17 protein-coding genes and 2 pseudogenes are annotated in these 19,118 nt (G+C 33.2%); 13 read left to right on the forward strand and 6 right to left on the reverse strand.

The window, feature by feature from the left end; genetic code table 11:
- The first annotated feature begins 15 nt into the window (after positions 1 to 15).
- Positions 16 to 231: an SH3 domain-containing protein gene (locus ciss_RS13755; RefSeq protein WP_369689000.1), complete on the forward strand. Its 216-nt coding sequence runs from the start codon at positions 16 to 18 to the stop codon at positions 229 to 231.
- 366 nt (positions 232 to 597) lie between these two features.
- Here the strand turns inward: ciss_RS13755 and ciss_RS13760 are convergent, their stop codons facing one another.
- Positions 598 to 867: an IS110 family transposase gene (locus tag ciss_RS13760; protein ID WP_077177378.1), complete on the reverse strand. Its 270-nt coding sequence runs from the start codon at positions 865 to 867 to the stop codon at positions 598 to 600.
- A gap of 319 nt (positions 868 to 1,186) precedes the next feature.
- Here ciss_RS13760 and ciss_RS00780 point away from each other — a divergent pair, with 319 nt between their 5' ends.
- The 7 genes and pseudogenes from ciss_RS00780 (at position 1,187) to ciss_RS00810 (ending at position 9,207) form a co-directional block, all read left to right on the forward strand.
- The gene (locus ciss_RS00780) at positions 1,187 to 3,184 is read left to right on the forward strand and encodes an AAA family ATPase (RefSeq protein ID WP_075864423.1); all 1,998 of its coding nucleotides are present in this window, start codon (positions 1,187 to 1,189) and stop codon (positions 3,182 to 3,184) included.
- Between the two features lie 367 nt (positions 3,185 to 3,551).
- Positions 3,552 to 4,763: an MBL fold metallo-hydrolase gene (locus tag ciss_RS00785; RefSeq protein WP_075864424.1), complete on the forward strand. Its 1,212-nt coding sequence runs from the start codon at positions 3,552 to 3,554 to the stop codon at positions 4,761 to 4,763.
- Between the two features lie 99 nt (positions 4,764 to 4,862).
- Positions 4,863 to 6,710: an ATP-binding protein gene (locus tag ciss_RS00790; RefSeq protein ID WP_075864425.1), complete on the forward strand. Its 1,848-nt coding sequence runs from the start codon at positions 4,863 to 4,865 to the stop codon at positions 6,708 to 6,710.
- A gap of 69 nt (positions 6,711 to 6,779) precedes the next feature.
- On the forward strand, positions 6,780 to 7,847 hold the full coding sequence (locus tag ciss_RS00795) for a GNAT family protein (protein WP_075864426.1): 1,068 nt from the start codon (positions 6,780 to 6,782) through the stop codon (positions 7,845 to 7,847).
- Entirely contained in the window at positions 7,822 to 8,196 is a 375-nt protein-coding gene (locus ciss_RS00800; RefSeq protein WP_075864427.1) for an ASCH domain-containing protein, read from the forward strand. The genes ciss_RS00795 and ciss_RS00800 overlap by 26 nt, the downstream gene beginning before the upstream one ends.
- 82 nt (positions 8,197 to 8,278) lie before the next feature.
- Positions 8,279 to 8,507: pseudogene (locus tag ciss_RS00805) on the forward strand (IS21 family transposase); the annotation flags it as partial.
- A 226-nt stretch (positions 8,508 to 8,733) separates the two neighbouring features.
- On the forward strand, positions 8,734 to 9,207 hold the full coding sequence (locus ciss_RS00810; RefSeq protein WP_075864428.1) for a hypothetical protein: 474 nt from the start codon (positions 8,734 to 8,736) through the stop codon (positions 9,205 to 9,207).
- A 140-nt stretch (positions 9,208 to 9,347) separates the two neighbouring features.
- Here the strand turns inward: ciss_RS00810 and ciss_RS00815 are convergent, their stop codons facing one another.
- The 3 genes from ciss_RS00815 to ciss_RS00830 all read right to left on the reverse strand — a co-directional run bounded on the left by ciss_RS00815 (position 9,348) and on the right by ciss_RS00830 (position 12,481).
- Positions 9,348 to 9,680 carry a hypothetical protein gene (locus tag ciss_RS00815; protein WP_075864429.1) on the reverse strand — a complete coding sequence of 111 codons (333 nt, stop codon included), beginning with the start codon at positions 9,678 to 9,680 and terminating at the stop codon, positions 9,348 to 9,350.
- A gap of 56 nt (positions 9,681 to 9,736) precedes the next feature.
- The gene (locus ciss_RS00820; RefSeq protein ID WP_075864430.1) at positions 9,737 to 11,617 is read right to left on the reverse strand and encodes a hypothetical protein; all 1,881 of its coding nucleotides are present in this window, start codon (positions 11,615 to 11,617) and stop codon (positions 9,737 to 9,739) included.
- A gap of 546 nt (positions 11,618 to 12,163) precedes the next feature.
- Positions 12,164 to 12,481, reverse strand: coding sequence for a hypothetical protein (locus ciss_RS00830; protein ID WP_075864432.1), 318 nt, complete (start codon positions 12,479 to 12,481; stop codon positions 12,164 to 12,166).
- 923 nt (positions 12,482 to 13,404) lie between these two features.
- On the opposite strand from ciss_RS00830, the gene ciss_RS00835 reads away from it, so the two are divergent.
- On the forward strand, positions 13,405 to 13,584 hold the full coding sequence (locus ciss_RS00835; protein ID WP_075864433.1) for a hypothetical protein: 180 nt from the start codon (positions 13,405 to 13,407) through the stop codon (positions 13,582 to 13,584).
- A 114-nt stretch (positions 13,585 to 13,698) separates the two neighbouring features.
- Positions 13,699 to 14,277, forward strand: coding sequence for a Uma2 family endonuclease (locus tag ciss_RS00840; RefSeq protein ID WP_075864434.1), 579 nt, complete (start codon positions 13,699 to 13,701; stop codon positions 14,275 to 14,277).
- Positions 14,278 to 14,834: 557 nt separating this feature from the next.
- Here the strand turns inward: ciss_RS00840 and ciss_RS00845 are convergent.
- Both ciss_RS00845 and ciss_RS13895 read right to left on the reverse strand, forming a co-directional pair.
- Complete coding sequence (locus tag ciss_RS00845) at positions 14,835 to 15,248, reverse strand: type II toxin-antitoxin system HicB family antitoxin (RefSeq protein WP_075864435.1); 414 nt, start codon at positions 15,246 to 15,248, stop codon at positions 14,835 to 14,837.
- A 45-nt stretch (positions 15,249 to 15,293) separates the two neighbouring features.
- A pseudogene (locus ciss_RS13895) lies at positions 15,294 to 15,392 on the reverse strand (type II toxin-antitoxin system HicA family toxin); the annotation flags it as partial.
- Between the two features lie 584 nt (positions 15,393 to 15,976).
- Here ciss_RS13895 and ciss_RS00855 point away from each other — a divergent pair.
- The 3 genes from ciss_RS00855 to ciss_RS00865 all read left to right on the forward strand — a co-directional run bounded on the left by ciss_RS00855 (position 15,977) and on the right by ciss_RS00865 (position 18,883).
- On the forward strand, positions 15,977 to 16,870 hold the full coding sequence (locus tag ciss_RS00855) for a three-Cys-motif partner protein TcmP (RefSeq protein WP_075864436.1): 894 nt from the start codon (positions 15,977 to 15,979) through the stop codon (positions 16,868 to 16,870).
- A gap of 66 nt (positions 16,871 to 16,936) precedes the next feature.
- On the forward strand, positions 16,937 to 17,662 hold the full coding sequence (locus ciss_RS00860) for a DUF5131 family protein (RefSeq protein ID WP_075864437.1): 726 nt from the start codon (positions 16,937 to 16,939) through the stop codon (positions 17,660 to 17,662).
- Positions 17,663 to 17,842: 180 nt separating this feature from the next.
- Positions 17,843 to 18,883 carry an XRE family transcriptional regulator gene (locus ciss_RS00865; RefSeq protein ID WP_075864438.1) on the forward strand — a complete coding sequence of 347 codons (1,041 nt, stop codon included), beginning with the start codon at positions 17,843 to 17,845 and terminating at the stop codon, positions 18,881 to 18,883.
- The last annotated feature ends 235 nt before the right edge of the window (positions 18,884 to 19,118 follow it).

Below are 19,118 nucleotides of genomic sequence, written 5' to 3' on the forward strand. Positions count from 1 at the left end.
AAGTACGTAGAAAAGATGGTGCAACTCACCTACACCAACACCAACCTCCGGGTAACGCCGCAGGCCAATGCTAAGATCTTGGCAACCTTGAAGAAAGGCTATAAGTTGCGCTACCTCGGCCGGGAAGGGGTCTGGAACAAGGTACGGGTATCCATCTGGAGCAATGGCGGCTATAAGACCTACACCGGCAATATCTATGACACAAACTTCTGTGCGTTAACCAACGCCTGAATACAGAAGAAAGTCCTGGATTTACCCGGGGCTTTTATTTTTTCGAGCTTCTAACTTTCAATCTCTAATTTCCAAACCGTGCTGTCTCCTGCCGGTTTAATTTTTTAAAAAGATATTTTGTAGAAAGTGACTAAAAAAGTGACTAATCAAGAAGGTTTATTTTTGGAAATGATATCAGCTCAAGTTTTTACAACATAAGGCAAATTTTAAAATGTCGAATTATGTAAAATTTTAACGACAAAAAATGGCAAAATAGCACAAGGAATTGGGAAAATGATGTAGAATAAATTTTTAAAAAAATTTTTTGATAAATTGCTATAGATGTTTGATTAGGTTTTGGATGTTTATGAGATTTTAAGAAAGCCGCTAATTCCGGACAGAAGCTTGTTGGGCAAGTTCCAAAGTAGGATAAAGCTTCAAGAAATCTGTAGCAACTTGTGCAGTAGGCTTAGAAAAAAGCTCCAGGGCTACCGGATAATATTCTTTTAAACAAGCAATTAAACGATTTGTTAAACGAGTAGCTTCTTGGATTAAAGAATCCTGGTCACGGGTTAAATTTTTAAATTCTTGGATTAGATCTGAGTCTGGCTTAAGTTGGCGTAAATGGTGAATATCGGTTCTCCAAAGTTCTGCCAGATACGGGCATCTACTACCATCCTAACTTATTTTGGAGATTAAATACTGTAACTCGGCGGTCAGCCTTATCTAACTAAGGTACTCGAAGCACGACCACTCTATCGACCGTGACCGGCCACAGTTTTATGTCAGGAAGGGCGACTTTCGTATAGGCAGTCGAACTGACTAGAAGGAGATAGTCTTTTCCAGAAAAACTTTAGCTTTATATCATTTTATTACGTTGGCATGAATGATTTTCTTGTCTTGCTATAAACCATTTTAACATATAAGGGAGGAAACAAAATTCATCTATTATAAGTGTAGTGGGAGGGAAGGTAATTTGAAAATAAAAGAATTAAAAATAAAAAATTTTCGTTCCATTAAAGAACTAAATATAAACGAAATTACAAATGCCATGATTTTTGTTGGAAAAAATAACGTTGGCAAAAGTGCAATAATTAATGCAATAAGGTTACTAGCCGGGGATTATCAAGTAAAACCTGAGGATTTTCACAAAGATTCTGGTGAAATTGAGGTAAAAGGAATAATTTATTTTGAAGAAGATGATTTTAAAAATTTTATTTTTGATAACAAGATAGGTATACTAAAAATACCATCAAATGCTAATGATTTTAATCATGTAAAGGCTGGGACTAATTTCCAAGAGTATAGCTTTAATGATTTCAAAACAAAAAGAGAAGAGTTAATATCTGGAAAAAGTTTCAAAGAAATACAAAGTGATGAAGAAAGCAGGGAAGTATACAATATATGGTTAAAGGCAATAAAAGACAAATTTAAAATAGTAGAAAATGAAATAACAATAATTTGTAAGGTTAATAAAAATAATATGGAGTCTAATTATTATGATGCTGATTTAAATAATATTAGTGATTTAAAAAAATTTTTACCAAGAATAGCATTTACTGATGATGATAGGAATTTTGAAGAAGAAGGTAATGGAAAAGCAAAAACGCTTACAAATGAATTATTTTCAAAATTCATTTTAAATATAAATAGAGCTAACGAAGAAATTTCTTGCGATTCTTGTGTTTTAGACAATTGCAAAAAATGTATTGATGAAATACATAGGAAAAATATACAAGAATTAAGCCTCAGAGATTTGGAAAAATTAATAAAAAATAAAATGGATATAAATTCAAGAGGAGTTTCTGAAACAATAAATAGATTTTTTCAAAATAACTATTCTCAACAAAATTTTAAAATAATTATTGATCCAACAAGCAATTTAGAGAAGTCATTATCAATTAAAACAAAAATAATTGATTCCAATTTGGGTAAGAAATTGGATTTATCAAATGTTGGGGCAGGGATAAGAAGTATCTACATTTTATCATTATTGCAAGCATATCAAGAAATGAATAGCAATGACAATGTTATATTTTTGTTAGAGGAACCTGAAATATATTTACATCCTTCTCTACAAAAATTGATGGGAGCAATATTACATGATATTTCATTAACTAAACAAGTCTTTTTTACAACCCACTCACCACTATTACTTAAAGATTTTGAATTAGAGCAAGTAAGAAAAGTTACTATTAATGGTAACAATGAAACAGTTATAGAAAAAACAGACTTAGGTGAAATTTTATTTGATTTGGGTTATTCTACAGAAGATATCCTTCATACCGATTTTGTAATTTTCCTTGAAGGTAAAGACGACAAAGAAAGAATAGCAAATATTATTACACATTTTTATAATATTGATGTATCAAAAATATATTTTGTTGATACAAAAAGTTGTAATAATATTGAAACTTATGCGACAATAAGATTTTTAAACAAAACTTCATTTAAAGATAAGTTTGCGATAATACGTGATTCTGACACAAAAGATATAAACGAAATCATAAATAAGTTATTAAATAAATTTAGAGAGAATTTAGGGGAAGAGTATTTGAATGAAATTAGAAATAAATTACTGGTTTTAGAATATAGTTCAATAGATAATTATTTTCTAAATCCTCAAGTATTGCAAAAAATTGGTATTATAAAAAGTGAAGATGATTATTATAACAAAATAAGACAGTATATTGAAAATAACAAGGAAAATATTATTGACTATTTAAAGAAAATGAATAGTAATGAAAGGGCTGAAAAAATTAAAAATATTTTGTTTGATAGTCGTCCAACTAAGGATAAAATAGAAGACATAAAAAGGTATGTAAGAGGTCATAATTTATTTGGTATTTTTGGTGACTTAAAAAATAAAACAAATGAATACATTAAATATTCAAGCCCAGATGATTTTAAAGAAATTTTAGACTTCTTAGATCGATTTGCCTATTTTTCTAGTAAGAAAAAAGTCATTAATTAGGTAAATTAATTTCTACTTTTTAGAACTCCCATTTCAAACGATGCAAAGATAATTCACAAACATTCCGGATTAATTCAACTTTTATTTATACTTTTCTGGCCTGTGATTAATTACTTAGATTCTAACCAGAGGGATTTTTACAAAAAATTTGGACTTGATCAATAAAGTCGAATTATCGACAAAATTTGGTAAGACAGTAATAGTAATTGAAAAAGTTTTTAGAATTAATTGTAAAAAAATTATAAAAACTAAGGTAATTTAATAGGAACCCTAATTTTTTTGAAGGATGAGGGCTTGTCAATTAATGTAAATGTAGTATGAAAAAAGGGGATTGAGCTTGTTGTAATATCAAAAAGGAGTGGAATTTATGTATTTAAGGCTTTCAACTGCAAATACTGATAAGGTGCGATTTATTGCCATTCCTGTAGGACAAGGTGATGCGTTTTTCTTAGAAACCCCAACTGTTTCAATCCTTGTTGATGGTGGTCGGTCCATTAAAAATTTTGCTTTTTTGTTCCGTAAATTCACAAAAAAAGAAAATGTAGACATAATAATTTGTACGCATAACGATGCTGACCATGCAAATGGAATAATTGGTTTTATTGAATCCGGACTTAAATGCAAAGAGTTATGGTTACCGGGACGTTGGGCTGCGGTATTACCCCACTTAGTTAAACCAATCAGTGTTATTGCAGAAGAGCTTTGGGAACAGGTCTTGAGAATTACCAAAAACAAAAGTGAGGAATATTGGAGTAATGAGTTTAACAATGACAAAAGTATAATTGAGAGATTTGGAGATTACATTGCAGAGAAAAATCTAGAACACATGAGGTTAAAAGAAAGGCCAGCAGAAGAAAATGAAAACTGGCCAGTTAAATTTAAAATTGGGATGGCAAATAGGGGATTATGGGCAGATTGGGAACTTTATGATTGGAGATTGATTCGTATGTGGAAAATGTTATGGATGCACTGGAGTTGGGAAAAAGAACTTTTTTGGCAGGCTATAGAAGCAGGTTTGCGCATTCGTCGAATTGCAGAAGCAGCCTATCATAGAGGAATTCCTGTTCGTTGGTTCGAGTACAATTATACTCATCCAGGTCTTTTGCATGAAAACCCGATTTTGCAACCGTTAAATGCAAGGGAAATTACTCAAGTAAAACCTTGTCCATCAGAAATGTTGTTTGCGCTTTTATCTCTTACAACAGTAAATCGAGAAAGCCTTGTATTTTTTGCAAAATTATCGAGTGATATTCCGGGAATTCTTTTTACCGCAGATTCGGATTTAAAAGGGATCCAACTTCCTTACTTAGAAAATTCGATTGTAACAGCGCCGCATCATGGGTCAGATGCGAATGCTTATGCTTATAAAGCTATCACTGCAGCTGCGCAAGGAACCTCTGTTATATGGGTTAGAAGCGACGGTAGATTTCGAGAAAGACCGGGAACTGCTTTCTTGACAGCTCCAGGAAAACGGTTTTGTACAATTTGTAAATCACCTGGCATAACTAAACAACCTATCAGATTTAGGTTAAAAAATAGGCAATGGGTTTCAAATTCAAGAAGATGCCGTTGTAATTAATCCAAAATGGTTTTATTCTAACTCAATGATCTATTTAGGGAAGTGTAGCCGGTCAAAAATAAAAATATTGATAATATTGAAAAATAAAGGGGAGAAGATATGAAGTTAGTTAAGATTTTTCTAGAAGATTTTAGAGGTTATTATGGATTACATGAAGTTGATATATCAGATTTTACAGCATTTATTGGCAAGAATGATGCTGGAAAGTCATCTATTTTTGAGGCTTTAGATATTTTTTTTAATGAAGGAAAAGGGAATGTGAAGATTGATAAAAATGATCTGAATGTGAAAGCAGCAAGTGAAGGTAAGGATTTTTTTAGAATAGGGATAGAGCTTACAAACTATCCTGAAGAATTAATTATCGATGAAACTAATCCCACCAATTTGAAAGACGAATATTTATTGAATCGAAATGACAATTTAGAAATTTGGAAGACATTTAAAAATGCAAAACTACAAGAAACAGCATTAAAATGTTACCATCCTGCCAATGATGATTATTTGCAAGATATTTTGAGAAAGAAAATAAATGATTTAAGAAAATTTGTTGAAGAAAATAACATTGATTGTGAAGATAAGCGTAAGTCAGCAGTTCTGCGAAAGGCTATAAGAAAATATTATCAACAAAAAGATGGTGAGTTGAGGTTAGATGAAATAGAAGTAAAAGTTGATAGCGAAGATGCAAAGAAAATTTGGGAAAAGCTTTCAGACTATTTACCTTTATATGCCCTTTTCCATTCTGATAGGAAAAATTTGGACCAAGATGAAGAAGTACAAGATCCTCTTAAAGTGGCAATTGAACAAATCTTTAATGAAGAAGAGGTCAAGCAAAATCTTGAGAGTATTGCAAAGAAGGTAAACGAGAAAATTAGTAAAATCGCCCAAGAAACAATAGATTATTTTAAAAATTTTTCACCAGATTCTAACTTTAATTTAGAGCCAGAGATACCTGGGATTGATAAGTTAAAATGGTCAAGTGTATATAAATCAATAGGTTTCAAAACTGACGAAATACCGCTAAATAAACGGGGTAGTGGTATTCGACGTATAGTGTTATTAAGCTTCTTTACTGCAGAGGTTGAAAGATTGAAGAGAGATAAAAATTTAGCTTCAACTATATATGCGATTGAAGAGCCTGAAACGTCTTTACATCCAGATTTACAAAAAAAATTAATTGAGCAACTTTTAGAATTATCTGAATATCCAAACATCCAAGTTTTAATTACCACGCATAGCCCAGCGTTGATACGGTTATTAGAAACAAGTTCAATTCGATATATTGAACAAAAAGATCATAGTTCAAATGTTAAAAATTTCGATGTTGAAGTTGCGGACAAAATTATAAAAAATATGGGGCTTTTGCCCGAGATTGCTAAAGTAATTGTTTGTGTAGAGGGAGAAACCGATGAAAAATTTTTATTAAATATTAACCAAAATATACCGGAATTGAAAGAAATTATCGATATAGAATCAAAAATAGAAGCAGGTATTCTAAGCATAATTCCAATGCGTGGGGCAAATTTAAAAGATTGGATAAATAGATATGCTTTGAAAAACACTAATGCAATTGAATTTCATTTATATGATAGAGACACAAATGAACAGTATAAAAAGCAAATCGAAGAAGTAAATTCCAGGAATGATGGATCTTGTGGCAGGTTAACAGAAAAAAGAGAAATAGAAAATTACATCCCTAAGGAAATTGTCGAAAAAGAATTTAATATTGATTTAAGTGATGTTGAAAATTGGGACTACGAGGATATTCCGAAAAAAATTCAAAATAAAATTCCAAATATGAAAGAAAAGGATATAAAAATGAAACTTTGTTGTAGATGCTCTAAGGAAATAACTAAAAAACATCTTGAAGATTTAAATGCTTGGGATGAGGTAAAAAGTTGGTTTGAAAAAATTAATGAACTTTGCAGTAAAGTTTTACAGAATCCTTAAGCGATTGACTGATAAAGTGACGTTGCTTTTCTTTATTATTGTGAAAATAGGAAATAGGAGGAGGTATAGTTGATCAGAAAATTTGAATGGCTGCCGTTTTCTGAGTGTGATTTAGCTGATCCGTTTTTTGAGTCATTGAAGGAAGATTATGAAGAATTTCCAGAATGGTTTTTAAAGAAAGTGCAAAATAATGAGAAGGCGTTTGTTTACAAAGATGAGTGGGGTATTTGTGCTTTTATTTATTTTAAGGATGAGGAAGAGGAAATTAAAATTAATGATAAAGTTCTTCCTCAAAAGAAAAGAATTAAAATTGGTACTTTTAAACTTGATGATAGAATACAAGGACAAAGACTTGGAGAAGGCGCTTTAGGTATTGCATTATGGAAATGGCAGGAATCAGATGCTGAAGAAATATATTTAACAATATTGCCAAGGCATAAAGTGCTTATTGAACTAATTGAAAAATTTGGCTTCAAAAATGTAGGGATGAATTACCGGGGAGAATTTGTATATATAAAAAATAAAAAGAATGTTGAAAATTTAAATCCTTATACTGCATTTCCATACATTAAATCAAATTTTACAAAGGCGGGTTATATACCAATTTATGATTATTATCATGATACTTTGTTTCCTTTTTCAGAGTTATATAATACTAAACAGGATTTTGAGGAAATTGCTGCCACAAATGGAATTACAAAAGTCTATATAGGTTTTCCCTATGGTGAACTTCACCATAGGGAGGGAGAACCGGTAATAATATATAGGATACATACAGGTGAAAATAGGCAGTATAAATCAGTTGCCACATCATATTGCACTATTACTAAAATTAAATATATTAAACAGTACGGAAAAAAATTAACAGATTTAAATGATTTTATATTGATGACTAAAAATAAAACTGTTTTTACAAATGACCAATTAGAGGAGTTTTATGATACTCAAGAGAATATAGTAGTAATTGAAATGATATATAATGGATTTTTTGGTAAGGGAAAAAACATAACTTTTAAAAAATTAAAAGATATGGGCTTATTTGAAGGACATCCATATAATATTAGGTTGTCACGTGAACAATTTTTAAAAATATTAGAATTAGGTGGTAAAAATGTGCAAAATATTATTATCGATTAATCCAAAACATGTTGAAAAAATATTTAGTGGCATTAAGAAATATGAATACAGGAAAACAATATTTAAACGGAAAAATATAGAAAAAATATTAATTTACTCAACTCACCCTATAAAAATGATTGTTGGTGAGGCTAATATTGAGGAAATAATTATTGACGAACCCCATATTGTCTGGGAAATTACAAAAGATTTTGCTGGTATAAATAGAGAGTTTTTCGAAGATTATTTTAAAGGTCGTAAAAAAGCGATAGCATATAAACTTAGAGATATAAGAAAATATAATACACCTATAGAATTAAAGACCCTTGGAGTAGATTTTGCTCCTCAGTCGTTTATTTACATTGATTAAAGCCAATTATTACTATAACGAAGTTATTGATATTTTAATAAGAATGAAATAGCCTAATGTCACCGCCGGTGTATAATTGACCAAATACTTCAGAGCAGAGGGTATTCCCGAAAAGAAGCCATATCCCAAAAAGGTTAAAAACTCGACCCATACAAAGATACCATTCAAGAGCTCATAAATCTGGGATATTCAACTGCGAAGTCATTTACGAAAGAATCAAAGAAGAAGGCTACACCGGAGGTCGCACTATTTTAAGGGATTATGTAAGACGATTTAGACTTCCAAAACAGGTTCCTGCCGTATGCCGTTATGCTTAATTTTAAAAAAGCCAGGGTGGATCAATTTAAATTCGATGAAAATGGGTCAATTTAAATTCGATATTGACAAATTAATTAAGATAATAAAAATAGGTCAAATTAATAAATTATCAAATGAGTTAGAAATGTATAAAATAAGTTAAATTAGCAAAAAAGAATATTACAGCGATCAAAAAAAATAAAAGTAAATGTTTTATACAGGAGAGGTTAGATTGTAAATATGGAGGTATTTACCATTTTTGCAGACTATATTAAAAATTTTGTTTCTAAATTAAATGAATATACGCTATTGCAATTATTATGGGTAATTGCAATCTATTATTTTGTTTTGAATTCAATATTTGATTTTGTAATAAAAATTGATAACACAGCATTTACTCAATCAAATTTAGATAGAATATTAGAATACAATAAAACTATTTTAAACTTCCTACAAGATTATGAAATTGCCTGGATAGACTTAACGGTATTAACATTTTTAGCATCAATGATAGTAGTGTTGGTTGCTTATACATTGTTTAAGGATTACATATTTATTCGTATTTTTAGTATTTATGGTGGAGTTGTAAGTATGTGGTCGCTAATAATTTATGCTACTTATAAATTATATATTTTTTTTGGTTTGTACTATGGAATAGTATTATTTTTTATTTTATTAATAGTGCTTTGGATAAATAAAAAAAAGAGAATTTAACTTAGAAAACTGTTTTTGGCAATATAAAAATGCATAAAATGGCAAAGAAAACTGCAGAAAAACAGCCATTGCCAGCACAAGAAGATTCTGGCTCTTCGTTAAATATTATGGGTAAAAGCATCTGATGTGGTATTATCACATTAGATGTGATGAGAATGAGAGATATCGTGAAGGTTCAATTTGTTGGTGGTGTAGGCGAAAGCTCCATCCCATAAAACATAAATTTTATTTCCGCCACTGGTGGTACTAATAAAGCCATAAACGTTAAACGTTATCGCTACATTTTTCTTATTTTCTGGTGGAGCAGGCGGAGTTGTAAACTTACCTTTTATAGAACTAAGTGTTGGACTAGTATCGCCTTTATTGTCTGTAGAAACTGTTACTGTTGCGGCTAAAGCTGGTTTAACTGGCAGAGTAGCAAACAGCATTGCCCATACAAATATCATTAAAGTTAATACTGCAATCTTACGCAATTTCTCACTCCCTTTCGGTAGAAGATAAAAGCAGGCGGATATTCCGCCTGCTTTTATTAATAAGGATTGAATACTGTAATTTCAGCATACCACGGGACAGCATAGCCACCGTTGCCTTTCCATTCAATGTGGTTAGTGTCGTTAACCAGTTGCACATAGTTTACTCCGCCTTTGGGCTGCAGGAGATATGTAGGGAAACCGGTCAAGTCCGAAGTTTCATGCAATGTCTGGAAGGTGGTATCGTAACCGCCACCAGCAGTCATGTTAAAACCTACTTTAATGGCTATACCGTTGGCTCCGCGTTTGAACTGCCCATAAGTTCCATCATATTGATTCAACGTCCAACTTAAAGCGATTTTAGTTCCGGTTGGGTCGTAAATAGTCCGCAAGTGCCCACTGTCATAGTATCCGCTGTTCTGTAAATCATAATGCAGATTTTCTGTTAAATCACTGGTATTTGCAGTTAATGGGTTGACATAAACCGGCACTTTATTGTTCTTTAGAGTTTCCATGACTTTTACCAGCACATCCGGGTCTTGTTTGCCATATTCTTCCCATGGATATACGGTACCTTTATAGACCAGCACTTCATTTTTGGGCTTTGTCTTTAAATCCTGCCAGGTTTTTTCGGCAAAGTAATCGGTCAAATCTAAAATTACGTTGACCGGTTTATCGAATACCATTTTTACCCGGTGCGGCGATAAGAAGCCCCGTACGGTAATGGATTTCAACTGGTCTTTACCGGGAGTTAATTCGTAGTCGGTGATATAAACATAATCTTGCAATAGATTATCGCCTAATCGTAAGTTGTCTTTTTGCAGCTCATACACGTATTGGGAAATCCAGCCGGTTTTGCCAAAAGGCCACAGCCTGTTTTCCTTGTAAATGGCTTCTGCCTTGGTTTCCGGTTCATTTGTAGCAGTATAAGGATAAGGAATGAAAGTTGTTTTTGTCCCGGTAAAATCTCTAATATTTTTGTTAATCTGGTCTAATGTTAAAATATTGGTATTCCACTTATAAACATTATATTCCTCGCAAGCTGCTTGACCGAATATCTTGAACAGGTGTTCTTTATCGTTGGCTAACAGGTCATGCTGATAAAGATAAAAGTCATACTTTAAAGTATTGGTAGCATAAGCTGTTGCCAGTCGTGCTTCTTCATCGGTTAAAGGTTTGCCGTTCATGGTGTAGTTGGCTTTAAAGAGGTAAAATACAGCTTTTTTATTGTCTAGTTCATCAGTAGGAATAGGGTTATTTCCTTTTTGAGTAAAGTATTTAATATAGTTATCTCTTGCTTCAGGAGCCCAACTACTCATAGATTCAGGATATTTGAATTTTTTCTTATAAAACTCCCATGCCGCATTAATCAACTCCTGCCGGGATTTCACGTCCACTTTTGGCATTTCCGCTACCGGCGGTAAGGTGCTGTCATTGCCGGTTACACCGGTTACAACAACTTTTACAGATTTATAGTTATTTTTCATGTCCCGGTCCGGCAAAAACTTCATGGCGTTTACGGTTTTTAACTGGTCAGCAGTTAAACCGTTGGTTACTCTCTGGTCAAGATAAGCTACTACATAGTAAGTGCCGTTAACCAGTTTAAGGTTAAATTTAGCTGTTGCCGAAGCAGTGGATTTCAAAGCAACTTTGCCTGCAGCGCTCTGCAATACCTGCCCTTTGCTGTCTTTAAGCTGAATTATTACCGGCACGCTTTCGTAGGTTTTGCTGTAAGGACTGCGGCTTGCTTTTACGGTTACTGTCAACGCATAATAGGTAGGTTTGTTTTTTAAGTATTTGTAGTTAATGGTAAGACTGCTCTTGCCGTTTACATAAAGTCCATAAATCCTGTAATCCGGCTGCAGTGCAGCATAAGCTACCGTGAAAATACTTAAAAACATTAAGAAAGTTAAAGTTAAAGCAATTACTTTTTTACGCACTTCATCATCTCCTTTTTAGTTTTTTATATATTATACTCATTTTTTCAAGCATTTTTATGAATTTTATAGTATCCCACCTCCTCTTTCCGAAAAATTGTTTGCCAGAATTTTTTATGCCCAAAAAGGGAAGTAAAACAGAAGCAAAAGAGAAGCAAAAACGGGAGAAAGGCAGATTTACGATAGGAAAAAGGCAGTAAAACCACCCTACCGGGTAGGCTAAAAAGAACCGCTCCCGGAAGACCGGTGGGCCCACCTTCAAAAACCTCGACAAGTACTATTACACGAGGGGGAAATATGCTTTTGCCGGTAGGAGTGAAAAAAGGTATGGAAAAGGTGAAATTTAAGCAAATTTATGATTTTATTGCCGAGATGGACGATTTTATTTAAAGATTTACAATTATCTTTTAAAATCCATGATTATCGTAATTTTTTGCTATTCTCACATATAAGGGACCGATGATTTTAAAATTGTGTATTCGTGTATTGCCACTTTTTCAATGCACAAAAAAGGGAGCGGTTCTGTTTAACCGCTCCCAGAACTTTTTGCTATTTAAATGCTCTTTGCAATTCTCCGTATTTATTAATAATGTAAAACACATCACCTGTACCATAGAAATTTTTATTTTCAAAATACTTAAGTGTTAAATCCACTAAATTGCTTCCTGTTGTTTTAAAGAACTCTGCCGTATTTTTAACATTTTTATAACTAGAAAGAATATCTTTTGCATTAGCAAATGTGGCATATTGAAGAGCTTCTTTAGCTGCATCTTGCATAATTGTGCCAGAGGCTTCATTTATTGCATCAGAAGCAAATGAGGCAAAAAATCCAGCTACTGGACCAATCAGTTCACTAGCTGCTACCACTACTATACCCGTATTAGTAACAATAACAACTCCTGCTGCATTTTTTAACTGTACCTTTGTGTTGGGATCATTCTTTACCTTTATAAGTGCAGCTTTGTTTACTACCTTTGCATGCTTAAAATCATTAACAAATTCTCCACTTTTTAAATATCTTTTAAAATCTTCCTTAGCCTTTTGGGTTAATTTTTTTGCATCTTCAGGTTTTATCGTTTCTTGTTGAGATTTTTCACCAGTTATGTATTTCCAAAAATCATTAACTCCTCCTATAACCCCTTTTTTAAATCAGTCAATAAACTCGCATTAACAGTAACGGTATTGGTTAATAAAAAACTAAACAGTAGGAAAAAAATCAATAAGTTTCTTTTCAAATATATCCCCCCATTCAGTTTTATTGTAAATTATACCAATTTTTTGATTAAAATAAAAGCTATTTTTAGTAAAATTGATAAATATATAAAATCAACTGAGGTTTGTTTAAGCTGATTGGCCGAGTGTAAATACCTTTAAAGATTTGCTGCTTGCTTGGGTAATAATCTACCTTGGACTTCTGGCAGGGCTCAGGTTATCAAAAATGTCAAAATTAAAATTGGATAATGTCAAAGATAAAAAATTGTAGGTTACATGCAAGATGGGACAAGTTCGGGAAGTGCCCTTGCATCTGCTTTTAAGGAATATTTTAAAAGTTTATGTCATTAGCGCTTAACTTTCGAATTTTTTGCCGTTACCCTTTGCTAATCTTATAGAAAATTTCCTTTGGCCTAACTGCATGGAATGAGATAGTTAAATTTTTATCAGCTCAAGTATTTATAAGCATAAAGACATCTTGTGACAGTATCCCACGATAATCACAATGTTTAAAGTAGCGATCGTGCTTAATTATCATAATTATGGTAAAATTACGATAAATAAGAAAGGGTGGTTACATGCCACACATTAGACCGGTTTCCGATTTTATCCTATTTGAAAGTGAAATCTATTTCAATCTTAAGGAAGCAGAGCTGGAAGCAAAGACGACGACTAAGCGGTTTTCGCATGATGAAGTGTTTTCGGATTTAAGGTCAAGACTTGCTGATAAGGTAGATGCTGGTATATCAGCCGATTAAATCACTTGAAGACGAATATAGAGTATTGCCGGTAAAAAAATTAACATTAACATAATAGTATCACAGGATATACTTATACTGGTGGGGCAAAAGCTTGGAACAGGGAGCGGAAATATGCCATTACCCGAAAAAGATAAAATATATACGTATGTTGATTATTTGACCTGGCCAGAAGAGGAAAGAATTGAATTAATTGATGGACAGGTTTATTTGCTGGCACCGCCGTCAAGAATTCACCAGGAAATTTCGGGAGCGATCTTTAATCAGTTTTACAATTATCTTAAAGATAAGCCATTCAAGGTCTATCATGCACCTTTTGGTGTTAGGCTTCCTTCCAGTAATGAAAAAAATGATGAAGATATAAAAACTGTTGTTGAGCCTGATATAGTGGTGGTATGTGATGAAGCAAAACTTGATGCTGAGGGATGCAAAGGAGCTCCTGATTTAATTGTAGAGATTGTATCTCCATCTACCGCAAGAAAAGATAAAGTAGAAAAATTTAATTTATATGAAAAATTCGGTGTAAAAGAGTATTGGATAGTAGAGCCGGACAGCAAAATTATAAGTGTATTTACTTTACAAGCCAACAAAAGGTATGGCAGACCAGAGATATATACTGATGATGATGATGTAATCAAAGTATCCATTTTTGACGATCTTATCGTTGATTTAAAACTTGTATTTGCGTATTAAGTGTATAGCCCCAACGTTAAAGTTCCGGTTGATCTTTTAATTTATAGTAATGATGAATTTTTCAAGCGTTCACAACTTAAATCAACCTTAGAGTATAAAATTGCCCGGGAAGGTATTAAAATTTATGGATAATTGGGATATTGCCTTCGAATGGTTTAATTTTGCAGAAAGCGATTTGAATGTGGCAAAATACTTAATGAATATGAATGTTACCGCTCGCGCTAATTGACCACACTTAGTTCAAATTAAGTGTCCGCAAATTTTGCTCACTATCTTTTGCCAAGGAGCTTTTGTACTGCTAGGCCATTGGCATAATTTTATACGGAACGCAAAAGAGAAAAAACGGCGGGTTGCTGGATGGGAAAATATGGAGTCAATACCCTGAGCTATCAATGGTATCTGTATAAAAAACCCCCTTGGTTTTTCTTTAAAAACCAAGGGGGTTAATGTCATTTGCGCTAAACTTTCGAATTTTTTGCCGTTACCCTTTGCTAATCTTATAGAAAATTTCCTTTAGCCTAACTGCCTGGCAGGAGATAGTTAAATTAAAGTTACGGTTATATTTCCCGTTCTTTTATACCTAATTGTTCCTTCAAAGCCTGCTGGAGAACACGAGAAAAATTAATTTTCTTTTTTTCAGCTAGGTCGTTTAACCACTTTGGTATAGTTAATGTTTTTTTAACCGCTTTATTATCCATTTCACTGCGAACTAAAGGCATCCAGGCTTCTACCAATACGAGAACTTGATTGGGTTCAATCTTAATTTTGTCTATAGGTGTTGGTTCAGGAATTGGCTCATTATCTTTTTCCATACCATACAGATGAAGTTCAAGAGCTTCTTTAGCATTTTTTAAAGCTTCTTCCGTATTATCACCACAGGTTAAACATCCTGGAAGGTCAGGAAATTCAACGGAAATACCATCTTCGGCATAGTCAAAGATGGCAGGGAACACATATAAGTCTTTATACATAAATAAAAACCTCCGTTAAGATTTTTGAAAGGGGATATTAGTGAACTATTCAATTTTGATACCTGCTTGTTTTAGTATGCTTTTTACTGTTTTTATTGGTATATTTTTCTTGGGATGAGGCACCGTAACCTTTCCTTTCTTTACAGGATGCTTAAATTAATGGTGGTCTCCCCGAACTTCATAGAGAAACCAACCATCATCTTTGAGTATTTTTATTATTTCTCTCGATGAATATGCCTTCATTTAACTTCTCCCTGGAAATTTATATATCAACAGCGCTATAGGATTTATTTTCTAATAAGCTGATCCTAAGAGAATTATAATACGTATATATACACGTGTCAAGAAATTGTCGGATCAGTAGTTATGGGTTTAATATTGTTTAAATCTACGCGGTTTGCTAAGATAAAATAAATCTTGCGGCTTAAATTAAGAAAGTTTATTTTTTGGTAATAATACCAGCTCAAGTTTTTAAAAGAAAGTCCATTTTTTAGATAAAAAAGTCGAATTATGTAAAATTTTTACGACAAAATTTGGCAAAGCAAAACAAGGAATCGGAAAATTAATGTAGAATAAATTGTAAAAAAATTATAAAAATTAAGGTGACAATAGAAAAAAGGGCTTAATCAGTAGAAAATGAGTGGAGGGATCTCAAATTTGAAGCGGCCAGTATTATAAAGTTTAATGGCGCTTAAACACCCTGATAAAAGAGAAAGAGGTAATATTTTATGAATGAAATTCACCACTCTTTTGGAGGAGATTGGACAGAAAAGAAATTAACAGTTTTAAAAAAATATTTAGGGGCTTATACGAAAGCTTTAAAAAATACAGGTTTTCAGCTTTATTATATAGATGCATTTGCAGGAACGCGGTATCGTATGAGTGTTGATGAAAGTGAAAATGAATCCGAGCAATTAATGTTATTCCCGGAGTTTTCGGAAATTGAAAAGAAATTTTTTGAAGGTTCGGCTCGAATTGCATTACAGCTTGAACCTTCCTTTCATAAATATATATTTATTGAAAAAAACCAAGATTATTATGAAGATTTATTGAAATTAAAAAATGAATTTCCGGAAAAAGCGGATAAAATTGAGGTTATTCAAGGAGAAGCAAATGAGACACTTTTGAAATTGTTAAAAACTATTGACTGGAGAAAAGGTAGGGCTGTCCTTTTTCTTGATCCTTACGGGTTACAAGTGAGATGGAAGACTATTGAGGCGATAGCCAGAACGCGGGGAATAGATTTATGGTATTTATTTCCTTTAGCAAGTGCTGTAAATCGTCTTTTAAAACGTGATGGACAAATCAGTGATTCTTTGAAAAATAGGCTAAATGATGTTTTTGGTACTGATGAATGGTTCAAGGAATTCTATTCACCGGTAGATTCCTATACTTTATTTGGGAATATTGAAAGTATGCAAAAAAATACTGATTTTACTGCTATAAAAAAATTTCTCATAAAAAGATTGAAAGAGATATTTCCAGGTGTCGCAGAAAATCCCCTTGAACTTAAAAACTCGAAAAATGTTCCGATATTTTTGTTTTGCTTTGCTGTTGGTAATCCAAACGGAAAGAAATTAGCATTAAAGATTGCTGAATATATATTAAATAGTAGCGAATAATGAAAGAGCGAACACTTGTTTTAAATAAAAAAATGAAGTAAGATAAAAGAAAAAGGTTGTGAGAGGATGGCATTAAATAGTTCAATTGAGTGGACGGAAGCTTCATGGAATCCTGTAACTGGTTGTACTAAAATCTCGGCGGGTTGCCAAAACTGTTATGCCGAGCGATTAGCTTGTAGGCTCAAAATTATAGGGATTCCAAGATATAGAAATGGGTTTAAAGTTACGGTGCATGAAGATGTTTTAGATTATCCCTTAAAATGGAAAAAACCGCGGATGATTTTTGTAAATTCAATGTCGGATTTGTTTCACGAAGAAGTGCCTGAAGAATTTATCATCCGGGTGTTTAACGTGATGAATCTTGCAACTCATCACACATTTCAAGTTTTAACGAAGAGGCCGGAAAGAGCTTTAAAAATTGCAGGTAGGCTTAAATGGACGGAAAATATTTGGTTTGGGGTAACGGTGGAAAATTTTCAAGCCAAAGACCGAATAAAAATATTACAAGAAATTCCTGCAAAGATACGATTTTTGTCCTGTGAACCATTACTTGAACCCTTATATGAATTAAATTTATCCGGCATTCATTGGGTAATTGTGGGAGGAGAATCAGGACCCGGGGCCAGACCAATTGAAGCTGACTGGGTTAGAGATATTTTGAGACAATGTCAAAAACAAAATGTACCCTTCTTTTTTAAACAGTGGGGCGGAAAACACAAGAGAAAAAACGGCAGGTTGTTGGACGGGAAAATATGGAGTCAATACCCTGAGCTATCAATGGTATCCGTATAAAGACCCCCCTTGGTTTTTCGTTAAAAACCAAGGGGTTTAATGTTTTTTGCGCTAGACTTTCGAATTTTTTGCCGTTACCCTTTGATAGTCTTATAGAAAATAATCATAAAAGTTATTAAGCAAGTTTACAAAAACTAATATTTTATGTTAAAATGTAAACCACAAGGAGGTGAGTTTAAAATGAAAAAACAAGAAACTAAATCAGCTATTGGTGAGCGAATAAAGCGTGCCCGTCAAGCTAAAGGTTTCAGCTTGCGAACTTTAGCCAACCTTGTTGGGTTAAGCCACCAAGCGATTCATAAATACGAAAATAATCAAGATATACCTAGTTCCGATGTTTTACTCAAACTTTCTAATGCTTTAGAAGTTCCCTGGGAATATTTCTTTCGTCCTATCCAAGTAGGAAAGCTCAAACCAGCTTATCGGAGGCAAAAACGTCTTACAGTCAAGAATGAGAGGATGATTTTGTTTCAGATAGAGGAATGGCTGGAAAGGTATCTAGAATTAGAGGAGCTATTTCCTCAAGAAAAATTTCGTCATAAACTACCGGAGATTCCAGCTCGAACGCCGGAAGAAGCAGAACAGGCAGCGGAAAAATTACGACAAATTTGGAATTTGGGTCTTGATCCAATAGAGAATCTTGTAGAAACTTTAGAAGACAAGGGAGTAAAAGTAGGCCTTGTAGATGGAGCGAAAGGATTTGATGCAGCAGCTTTTTGCATGGAGGATGGCACACCGGTCATTGCCGTAGCGAAATCAGTTCCTGGTGACCGACAGCGATTTAGTATAGCCCATGAATTAGGCCATTTAGTAATGGGACTTTGGTCCGATTCTTCTGAAACAGAAAAGTTAGCTAATCGATTTGCAGGAGCTTTCCTCGCCCCTGCCTCAGCAGTAAGGGCGGAGCTGGGTGATAAACGGCGATTCCTCAGTCTTGAAGAACTTAGTATTTTAAAGAAAAAATATTGCCTGAGTATGCAAGCATGGATATATCGGGCAAGGGATTTAGGTATAATCTCTGAAACAAAAACCCAACAACTTTACGCGATTTTCCGCAAAAAGGGATATCACTTACAAGAACCGGTTATTATTCCCCCAGAAAAACCCAGTAGGTTTGAACGTTTAGTCTATCGGGCATTGGCAGAAGAGTTAATTTCGGATACTAAAGCAAAAGAATTATTAGCCATTTCAGAATTTTTGGCTGGAGGAAAAAAAGAATAGATGTCATCTAACATTATTTTGGTTACAGATGCCAATATATGGATAGTCCGGAAAAGCTGCTACAACTGAAAAAATAGAAGTATATGGCACAATCTGGCTTTTAGAAAGACTTATAGAAGGGGGTATACTCTCAAAACAAGAAGTAAGAAGTGCTGGGAAAAGGATGCAGGAAAAAAAGAGAAGATTACCCTGGGAAGAATTTTGGCAACGATTTCATGATAAGTAAATATTATTA

Source organism: Carboxydothermus islandicus (assembly GCF_001950325.1).
Taxonomy (GTDB): Bacteria; Bacillota; Z-2901; order Carboxydothermales; family Carboxydothermaceae; genus Carboxydothermus; species Carboxydothermus islandicus.